At 68.7% G+C, this 6,650-nt stretch carries 6 protein-coding genes; 2 read left to right on the top strand and 4 right to left on the bottom strand.

Going from position 1 to position 6,650, the window contains the following annotated elements:
* Window positions 1-11: 11 nt before the first annotated feature.
* Window positions 12-1,070: a signal recognition particle-docking protein FtsY gene (gene ftsY, locus FYM52_RS16145; RefSeq protein WP_162524756.1), complete on the top strand. Its 1,059-nt coding sequence runs from the start codon at window positions 12-14 to the stop codon at window positions 1,068-1,070.
* Between the two features lie 135 nt (window positions 1,071-1,205).
* Here the strand turns inward: ftsY and cutA are convergent, their stop codons facing one another.
* Window positions 1,206-1,544 (bottom strand): divalent-cation tolerance protein CutA, encoded by a 339-nt coding sequence (gene cutA, locus FYM52_RS16140; protein WP_154164849.1) that lies wholly within the window; start codon window positions 1,542-1,544, stop codon window positions 1,206-1,208.
* A 25-nt stretch (window positions 1,545-1,569) separates the two neighbouring features.
* A complete protein-coding gene (locus FYM52_RS16135) occupies window positions 1,570-2,475 on the bottom strand; it encodes a DMT family transporter (protein WP_154164848.1) in 906 nt (301 codons plus the stop codon).
* A 158-nt stretch (window positions 2,476-2,633) separates the two neighbouring features.
* Here FYM52_RS16135 and FYM52_RS16130 point away from each other — a divergent pair, with 158 nt between their 5' ends.
* A complete protein-coding gene (locus tag FYM52_RS16130; protein WP_154164851.1) occupies window positions 2,634-4,076 on the top strand; it encodes a GGDEF domain-containing protein in 1,443 nt (480 codons plus the stop codon).
* Window positions 4,077-4,098: 22 nt separating this feature from the next.
* On the opposite strand, the gene FYM52_RS16125 is transcribed toward FYM52_RS16130, so the two are convergent.
* Together FYM52_RS16125 and hmpA are read right to left on the bottom strand one after the other, a co-directional pair.
* The gene (locus FYM52_RS16125) at window positions 4,099-5,226 is read right to left on the bottom strand and encodes an HPP family protein (RefSeq protein WP_154164847.1); all 1,128 of its coding nucleotides are present in this window, start codon (window positions 5,224-5,226) and stop codon (window positions 4,099-4,101) included.
* Between the two features lie 157 nt (window positions 5,227-5,383).
* Window positions 5,384-6,577, bottom strand: a complete 1,194-nt coding sequence (gene hmpA / locus FYM52_RS16120) for an NO-inducible flavohemoprotein (RefSeq protein ID WP_154164846.1) — start codon at window positions 6,575-6,577, stop codon at window positions 5,384-5,386.
* Window positions 6,578-6,650 lie beyond the last annotated feature (73 nt).

Raw genomic sequence — 6,650 nt, 5'->3', positions numbered from 1 at the left:
CCCCGCCCCCGGTGACCGAGGCCGCTGCGGCCCCCGCCTCCGTCGGCGGCTGGCTGCGCAACACCTTTGGCATGGGCGACAAGGAGGCACAGCCTACCGCAGTTGCAGAGCCCGCGCCGGCGACCGAGACCTTTGCACCCGAGCCCCAGGCCAAGCCCGAAGCGGCCGCCGACCGCGGCAGCTGGATGGACCGCCTCAAGCGCGGCTTGCGCAAGACCGGCTCCAGCATCGCCACGGTGTTCACCGGCACCCAGATCGATGACGCCCTGTACGAGGAGCTGGAAGACGCGCTGCTGATGGCCGACACCGGCGTCAAGGCCACCCTGCACCTGCTGGAGGACCTCAAGCGCCGCGTCAAGGAGACCAAGACCACCGAGCCCGCCGCCGTCAAGGCGCTGCTGGCCGAGGCCCTGGCCGACCTGCTGCAGCCGCTGGAGAAACCGCTGGTGATTGGTGAGCACACGCCCACCGTCATCATGGTGGCCGGCGTCAACGGCGCGGGCAAGACCACCTCGATCGGCAAGCTGACCAAGCACCTGGCCGACAGTGACCAGTCGGTGCTGCTGGCGGCGGCCGACACCTTCCGCGCCGCGGCGCGCGAGCAGCTGGGCGTCTGGGCCACGCGCAACACCGTGGAAATCATCAGCCAGGCCGGGGGCGACCCCGCCGCCGTCAGCTTTGACGCGGTCAGCGCCGGCAAGGCCCGCAAGAAGGACGTGGTGCTGGTCGACACGGCCGGGCGCCTGCCCACCCAGCTGCACCTGATGGAAGAGCTGAAGAAGGTCAAGCGCGTGATCGCCAAGGCCGATGGCTCGGCCCCGCACGAGGTGCTGCTGGTGATCGACGGCAACACCGGCCAGAACGCGCTCAACCAGGTCAAGGCCTTTGACGAGGCCCTGGGCCTGACCGGCCTGATCGTGACCAAGCTGGATGGCACCGCCAAGGGCGGCGTGCTGGCGGCGATTGCGCAGGAGCGCCCGATCCCCGTGTACTTCATCGGCGTGGGCGAAAAGGTGGAAGACCTGGAAACCTTCAACGCCAAGGAATTTGCCCAGGCCCTGCTGGCCTGAGCCTGCGGCACGCGCCGCCTTTGCCTTCAGCCCCGCACTGCGGGGCTGTTGCATTTCAGGAGCAGCCCGCGCGCGCTGCGCCTGCACTTTGCATGCTTTTCAATCTGAAGTGAACGCTGTTCGCGCGCCAAGCGCTCACTTTTTCACATCAACCTGCTGCGCCACCCACTCGGCATAGGCGGGTGCCGCCTGCTCGGTGCGCACCAGCCATTGCGGCACGTCATAGGGATGGGCGGCGTGCAGCCACTGCGCCAGCGCATCCACCGCCTGCGGCAAGGTCTTGAACACCAGCCGCCATTCCGCGCCCGCCTCCTGCTGGCCCTGCCAGACGTAGTGGCTGGTGATGGCCTCCACCTGCACGCAGGCCGCCAGCCGCGCCTGCACCGCCGCCTGGGCCAGGCGCTGCGCGGCCTCGGCCGAGTCCACAGTGGTGGTGGCCACGGCCACCGGCTGGAGGGGTTTGGAGCAGTCCATGCCGCGATTGTGCCCCGGGCCCGGCTCAGGCCGGGCGCCGCGCCGGCCAGGTGGCCACCACCACGCTCAGCAGGGCGATGCCCAAGGCCAGCAGCTGCAGACTGCTGATCTGCTCGCCCAGCACCAGCATGCCCACCACGGCCGCGCTGACCGGCAGCAGCACAGTGAAGATGCCCGCCTGCGCCGCTGGCACGGCGCGCAGCCCGGTCATCCACAGCCACACCGTCCACATGCAGGCGGCCAGGGCATAGAACAGCAGCAGCGCCCACATGGGCGCGGGCACGGCGCCAAAGCTGAAGTGCCAGGCCGCATACACCCCGGCCGGGGTGGACAGCACAAAGCCCCACAGGTTGATGATGGCGCTGATGCGCTTGGGGCTGAGCACCGCCGTCAACCGCTTGCCGATGACGGCATACGCCGCCTCGCACAGCACGGCCGCCAGCAGCAGGGCCTGGCCCAGCCAGCCACGGTCGGACGCCGACGTGGCCTGCGCCGGCTGGGCCGTGGCGTACAGGGCGATGCCCAGCACCGCCAGCGCCACCGCCACCCAGGTGCGCGGTGCGATGCGTTCGCGCAACAGCAGCCAGCTCAGCACGGCCACCGCCACCGGAATCGCCGACATGGTGACGCCGGCCGTCACCGCGCTGGTCAGGCTGACGCCGGTGACCATGCACAGCGTGAACAGGAAATTGCCGAAGAAGGACTCCAGGAACAGCAGCCAGCGCGTCTGCGCGGACAGCGGGGCTTCACCCGGCGCGGGGCGCAGCCAGCCCAGCATGGCCACGGCGCCGATGCCAAAGCGCAGCCAGGCCAGCAGCAGCACGGGAAACAGGGCGACCAGCGGCTTGGACAGGGCCACATAGCTGCCCACCAGCGCCATGCTGAGCGCCAGACACAGATAGGCCAGGGAGCGGGAAGGAGAACCGGACATCGGACAGCGGCGAAAGCTTGCAAAAAGCTGCCACTCTACCGCTGCGCGTGCCACAAGCCCGCATTCGCACGCGGCAAAAGCGGGGTGTTCAGCAATAATTGCGGCCGGAGGTGCTGGTAGTGACTATTTCTCTTGCAACGGGTCTGGACTTTGAAGACATGTTCGACCTCGCTCCCGTTTCCTTGTGGATGGAGGACTACAGCGACCTCAAGCAGCTGTTCGACGCCTGGCGTGCGGCCGGGGTGACCGATCTGCTCGCCTTCCTGCGCGAAGATCCGCAGCGCATCCAACGCTGCAGCCAGTCGTACAAGGTGCTGCGCGTCAACCAGTACACCCTGGAGCTGTTCAAGGCCCCCGACCAAGAAACCCTGCAAAGCCGCCTGCACGAAGTGTTCCGGGGCGACATGCTCGAGAGCATCGTGCCCGAGCTGCTGGCCCTATGGGAAGGGCGCAAGGACTTCGAGACACGCTCGGTGAACTACGCCCTGGACGGTCGGCGCCTGGACGTGCAGGTGCGCGCCCGCGTGCTGCCCGGCTTCGAGGACAGCTGGAGCCGGGTGCTGGTCTCGCTGGAGGATGTCACCGCCGAGGTGCAGAGCACCGAACAGCTGCTGCGCAGCGAACAGTACGCCCGCGACCTGTTCGAGCACTCGCCGGTGTCGCTGTGGGTCGAGGACTTCAGCGAGGTCAAGCGCCTGATGGACGAGGTGCGGGCACGCGGCATCCGCGACTTCCGCACCTTTTTGAAGGTGCACCCGGAATTCGTCACGCGCTGCATGCAGGAAATCCGCGTCATCGACGTCAACCAGCAGACGTTAGAAATGTTCGGTGCACGCAACAAGCCGGAGCTGCTGAACAACCTGCCCCAGATCTTCCGCGGCGAGATGTACGACTCCTTCGCCGAGCAGTTGCAGGACCTGTGGGACGGCAAGCTGGTGCAGCAGCGCGAGGTGGTGAACTACGCCCTGTCCGGCGAAGTGCTGCACATCCACCTGGAATTCGCCATCATGACCAGCAACGCCCAGCACTGGGACCTGGTGCTGCTGTCGCTGGTGGACATCACGGCGCGCAAGAAGGCCGAGGCCTATCTGGAATACCTGGGCAAGCACGACGTGCTGACCCAGCTGCGCAACCGCGCTTTCTACATGGAAGAGCTGAACCGCCTGGCACGCAAGGGCCCCTGGCCGCTGTCCGTGATCGCCATCGACATGAACGGCCTCAAGGCGGTCAACGACGAACACGGCCACGCCGCAGGCGACGCCATGCTGCGGCGCATCGGCGAAGTGCTGACCAAGGCGGTGGATGCCCCGGCCTGCGCTGCCCGCATCGGGGGCGATGAGTTCATGGTGCTGCTGCCCTCCACCGACGAGCGCGGCGCCGTGGCGATGCAGGAACGCATCCTGTCGCTGCTGGAGCTGAACAACCAGTTCTACCCGGGCCAGCCCATCCACATCGCCATGGGCCATGCCTGTGGCCAGGAGAACGCGTCCCTCGAGACCGTGGTGCACCGCGCCGACCAGGCCATGTACGTCGAGAAGGCGCGCTTCTACCAGGAGCGCGAACAGGACCGGCGCCTGCACTCGGGCGAGCTGCTCGGCTGAGCGCCCGCGCGCACCACCGCCGTCAGTGCAGCAGGATGCGCATGACGTCGGTGCGGGTGATCAAACCCACCAACTGCCCCTGGCGCAGCACCGCCACAAACGGCACGGTGTGCACGGCCAGCGCCTCCAGCAGGTGGGACACGGGGGTGTGGTCTTCGACGCTCAGCGGTGCATCCTGCATCAGGTCCGCGGCGCGGGCCGGGGTGGATGTCGGCGGCTTCTTGCCCCACAAGCGCCAGGTGCGGCGCTGGCGGCGGTCGCTGGCGTCGCCCTGCTGTTGCTGCCACAGCCAGTCGAACAAGGCGCTGCGCGCCACCACGCCCAGCAGGCGGCCGGTGTCATCGACCACCGGCAGGCTCTTGATGGGGTGCTGCTGGAACTGTGCGGCCAGCCGCCCCAGATCATCGCCCGGCCGGCAGGTCCACAGGGCGGAAGTCATCACCTGCCCACAGGTCACGCTGCCGAAGCGCCGGGCAATCGCCTGCTCCTCGGCCGCCCGCACCAGTTGCCCCAGCTCCTGGGGGGTCAGGTTGTAGTCCTGGTCGAAACGCGCCAGCAGGGCCTGCAGGTCGGCATCGGACAGGTCGTCGGCCGGCAGATGCTGGGCCTTGGCCGCCGCAGCCGGCGCGGCCACCTGCAGCGGATAGTGCTTGCCCCAGGCACGGTGGTAGGCCATGGCCAGCAGCACCAGCACCAGGGTCAGCAAGGCAATCGGCACGAAGGCATAGCTCCAGCCATGGTGCACCCCGTGCTGGGCCTCCAGCACCAGCAGCAGGGCCACGGCCCCCCCGGGCGGGTGCAGGGAACGCGTGAGCTGCATGCCGGCAATCGCACCGCCCACGGCCACCGCCGGCGCCCAGCCCGCGGGCACCCAGGCCACCACCAGCAGGGCCCACAGGGCCGCCACGGTATTGCCCACCACGCAGGACCAGGGCTGGGACAGTGGCCCGGTGTGCACCGCAAACACCAGCACCGCCGTGGCCCCCAGGGGCGCAAACAGCCCCCAGCCGCCCTGCCAGCCACCCCACTGCGCCAGCTGCACCAAAGCAGCGGCCACCCCCAAACCCAGCGCGCCCCCCAGGCCCACGCGCAGCACATCCAGGCCTGCGGCAGGGGCCACGGCCGGTTTCCATCCATTTCCGAATTGCATGGTGTTCCAGACGAAAAACCCCGCCGAAGGGCGGGGGGCAGGCCCGTGGCACCACGGGCACTTTCACGGTGGGCGCCTGCACCATGCACCAGGACAGTGCACCAACACCCACATCGCCAGCATGCCACAGGCCGCCGGCAACACCCTCAGCAGGGTTTCAGGCCACCAGGGACTGGGCCGGGCCGAAGAATTCGCAACGCGCCTGCGCGTCCGGCACGCCGGCGCGGTGCAGCACCTGCTTGGCCAGGCGCATGAAGCCGACCGGCCCCAGGTAGTAAGCCTGGACGTCGCGCTCGGCCGGCAGCCAGCGGGTCAGCAGCTCGGCATCGGGCAGGCCCTGGGCCACGTCCACGCCGTCGGCCGGGGCTGCGCCGGCGGCCTGTTCGTAGCCAAAGCGCAGCTGCAGCTGGGGGTGCTGCGCCGCCAGGGCCAGCAGGTCGCCACGGAAGGCCTGCAGCTCGGGGCTGCGCGCGCAGTGGATGAAGGTGACGGCACGGCCCATCTTCAGGCCCTCCTGCAGCATGGCCATCAGCGGGGTGATGCCCACGCCGGCGGCCATCAGCACCAGGGGCTTGGCGCTGTCGTCCAGCGTGAAGTGGCCGGCAGGCGGGAAGACGTCCAGCACATCGCCCGCTTGCACCTGGTGGTGCAGGTGGGTGGAGACCACACCCTGCGCCTCGCGCTTGACGCTGATGCGCAGGCTGCGGCCATCGGCCACCTGCGACAGCGAATAGTTGCGGCGCTGCTCCTTGCCGTCCACTACCACGCGCAGGCCGATGAACTGGCCGGGCTGGTAGGCCAGCACGGCGCCACCGTCTTCGGGCTGCAGGGTGAAGCTGGTGATCTCGGGCGTTTCCGCCTGCTTGGCCGCCACCACGAAGCGACGCACACCCTTCCAGCCGCCGGGTGCCTGGGCGTTGGCCTCGTAGGTGGCTTTCTCGGCGCCGATCAGGATGTCAGCCAGCTGGCCATAGGCGGCGGCCCAGGCCTCGATCACTTCGTCCGTGGCGATCTCGGCCCCCAGCACCTCGCGGATGGCGCGCAGCAGGAAGCCGCCGACGATGGGGTAATGCTCGGGCTGCACCTGCAGCGAGACGTGCTTGTGGATGATCTGCGCGGGCAGATCGCCCAGGCCCGACAGGTCGTCAATGTGCTTGGCGTACATCAGCACGCTGCGGGCCAGCGCGCGCGGCTGGGCGCCGGTCTGCTGGTGCACGCTGTTGAACAGCGGCTGCACCTCGTCGCTCTCGGACAGCATCAACTGGTAGAAATGGGTGGTCAGCGCCTCGCCCCCGGTTTCCAGCAGGGGCACGGTGGATTTGACAATGGCGCGTTGGCGGTCGGTCAGCATGTGAAACATCTCTCCAGGGCCGATCTGGCTGGCAGGCCCACCATGGGCACCACGTCGATCGGACACACGGGAC

This window comes from Comamonas sp. CAH-2, from assembly GCF_009668305.1.
GTDB classification, from domain to species: domain Bacteria; phylum Pseudomonadota; class Gammaproteobacteria; order Burkholderiales; family Burkholderiaceae_C; genus Comamonas; species Comamonas aquatica.
Note: the sequence above shows the minus strand (reverse complement) of the source record. Positions and strands in the feature narration are given on the sequence as shown.